Consider the following 2,363-nt stretch of genomic DNA (forward strand, 5'->3'; position numbering starts at 1 on the left):
GGCCCTATGCCGACGTCGGCATAGGGCCTACAACCACGACGACGCCTACGTGGCGCGGGTCCTCACGATCGCCACCACCTACACCGCCCCCGAGACAGGGACCGGCAGCACGGGTGGAGCGGGTGCGGAAGACACGGCGCCGTCGACCGCCGCCCTGGTCGCCGTCGACTACGCCACCGCCCAACTCGGCCTGCCCTACGAGTGGGGTGGCAACGGGCCCGCGTACGGGGAAGGCTTCGACTGTTCCGGGCTGACGCAGGCTGGCCTGGGCCGCCGCCGGGGTCCGGATCCCACGGACCGCCCAGACCCAATATGACGCCGGCCCGCGCCTCCCCGCCGACGTCCCCCTCGCCCCCGGCGACCTGCTCTTCTACGGCACCCGAACCGCCATCCACCACGTCGCCCTCTATCTCGGCGGCGGGACAATCGTGACAGCGCCAGGCCGTGGAAAAACCGTACGGATCTCATCGGCGCGATGGCCGGGAGACGACTATGCCGGTGCGACGAGACCGGGCTAAGTGAGCTTTATTCGAACCAGATGCAACATCTGGCGAGCGCCGATAAGCGACGAAACTGGGCGTTCAAGGCTTCCCAAGTTCGAGCCTATCGCGACACGCCGCCCTCCGTCGGCTAAACGCGGATGCCGATGTTCGATGCAACGATGATGCATCGGATGCAACAGGGGGCTGCCGTGGGGCAGCGTGTCGATCTGTCAGGTGCTGCGCACCTTGTGCTGGACGTGACGGTTGCGCATTTCGATCCCGCGGCGGCGGTGTTCGGGGCGATGTTGGAAGGCTGGTCGCGTCAGCGACAGAGCCGGTTTCTGCGGCCGGCCACGATCCGGTCGCGGCTCGATCTCGTGCGCCGGTTCGCGGCGTTCACGAACCAGTACCCGTGGAAGTGGAGCCCGAGCGAGGTGGAGACGTTCACTTCCGAGCTGGTTTCGGCGGTGGCGTATCCGAGTGCACAGGCGTCCTCGGGGTCGAGGCTACCTTCTCGCGTCCTGTCTGCTGTCTGACCCGTTCAGCGACGCCACATCGCTGTTCTGGCAGACTGTTCGGTTATGAGCACGGCCTTGGTGGGCCCGGCGGCGGGTCCGACTGGTCGGGTTGACTTTTTCGTCTCGCATGCCGGCCCGGATACCGGCTGGGCGGAATGGGTCGCAGCGACGGTGCAGGACGCCGGCTACAGCGTCGAGCTAGACGTGTGGGACTGGACGGCGGGCACGCGCTTCATCGCGGCCATGGACCAAGCGCTGCGTCGGGCCCGGCGAGTACTCGCGCTCGCGAGCCCGGACTACTTCGCCCGCGCCTGGAGCAGCGCGGAGCTGGAGGCTGCGTTCGCCCGTCAGACCAAGGACGCTGGATTCCTAGTGCCAGTACTCGTCCGCCCCTGCGCCGCGGACGAGTACCCGCTGCTGCTGGAACCGCTGCTGCGCATCGAACTCGTCGGACTGGACGAGGCGGAGGCCCGCGCCAGGCTGCTGGCCGGGCTGGCCGGGCCGGCCCATCCACCGCCCGGCACGGCGACGCCGTTCCCGGGACGCGAAGAGCCTATGCCCGCGGCGACGCCGGCCCGGTCGCGGGTGGTCTTCCCCGGCCGGCTACCGGACGTGTGGGGACCGGTACCGGCTCGGAACCTGTTCTTCACTGGCCGCGAGCAGCTCCTCGACCTGCTGCACGCACAGCTGACGGGTAAGGCCGGCCGTGTCGCGGTCTCGGCTTTGCAGGGCCAGGGCGGGGTCGGGAAGACCCAGCTGGTGGTCGAGTATGTCTGGCGGCACGCCGACCGCTATCCGCTGGTCTGGTGGGTCGACGCTGAGACCCCGACGACGCTGACCGCGGGGCTCGCCGCCCTCGCCGCAGCCCTTGGTGTCGGCTCCGGCGACCTGTCCGAGCGAGCCGCGGCGGCACTCGCCGAGCTCGGCCGCCGAGAGGGGTGGCTGCTGGTCTACGACAACGCCGCCGACCCGGCCTCGCTCGCGCCTGTGGTGCCACCTTTGTCGGGCCGACTGATCGTGACCGGCCGCGCCCCAGCCCTCTACCGGATCGGCGCGCAGCTCGTCGAAATCAGCGAGTTCACCCCCACTGAAACCCTCACCCTGCTACGCCGCCACGTACCTGGTCTCGACGGGAACGCCGCCGGCCGGCTCGCGGAAGCGCTCGGAAATCTGCCACTGGCCGTGGACCAGGCCGGGGCATTCCTTGCCGCCACCTTGATGACCGTCGACGACTACCTGGCGCTGCTCGCCGCCCAGCCCCAGATCCTCCTCGCCGACGACACACTTCACCATCCCGGCCTGGCCGCCACTGTCTCCGCTGCCCACGCCCAGCTCACCGCCGACCAGCCCGCCGCGGCAGCCC

Annotated in this window: 4 protein-coding genes; all 4 read left to right on the forward strand. The window is 69.8% G+C overall.

The genetic code is table 11. From position 1 onward, the window contains the following. The coding region (locus tag AC5LUJ_RS22880; RefSeq protein ID WP_493465734.1) for an NlpC/P60 family protein at positions 1 to 316 on the forward strand (316 nt) is incomplete at its 5' end. Beyond that, positions 288 to 518, forward strand: coding sequence for a C40 family peptidase (locus tag AC5LUJ_RS22885; RefSeq protein ID WP_493465737.1), 231 nt, complete (start codon positions 288 to 290; stop codon positions 516 to 518). The genes AC5LUJ_RS22880 and AC5LUJ_RS22885, both read left to right, overlap by 29 nt. A 122-nt stretch (positions 519 to 640) precedes the next feature. Then, positions 641 to 1,018 (forward strand): hypothetical protein, encoded by a 378-nt coding sequence (locus AC5LUJ_RS22890; protein WP_493465735.1) that lies wholly within the window; start codon positions 641 to 643, stop codon positions 1,016 to 1,018. A gap of 45 nt (positions 1,019 to 1,063) precedes the next feature. Then, positions 1,064 to 2,363, forward strand: a 1,300-nt coding sequence (locus AC5LUJ_RS22895; protein ID WP_493465736.1) for a toll/interleukin-1 receptor domain-containing protein, incomplete at its 3' end; no start/stop codon positions are given.

Source organism: Protofrankia sp. CiP1_Cm_nod3, from assembly GCF_982290655.1.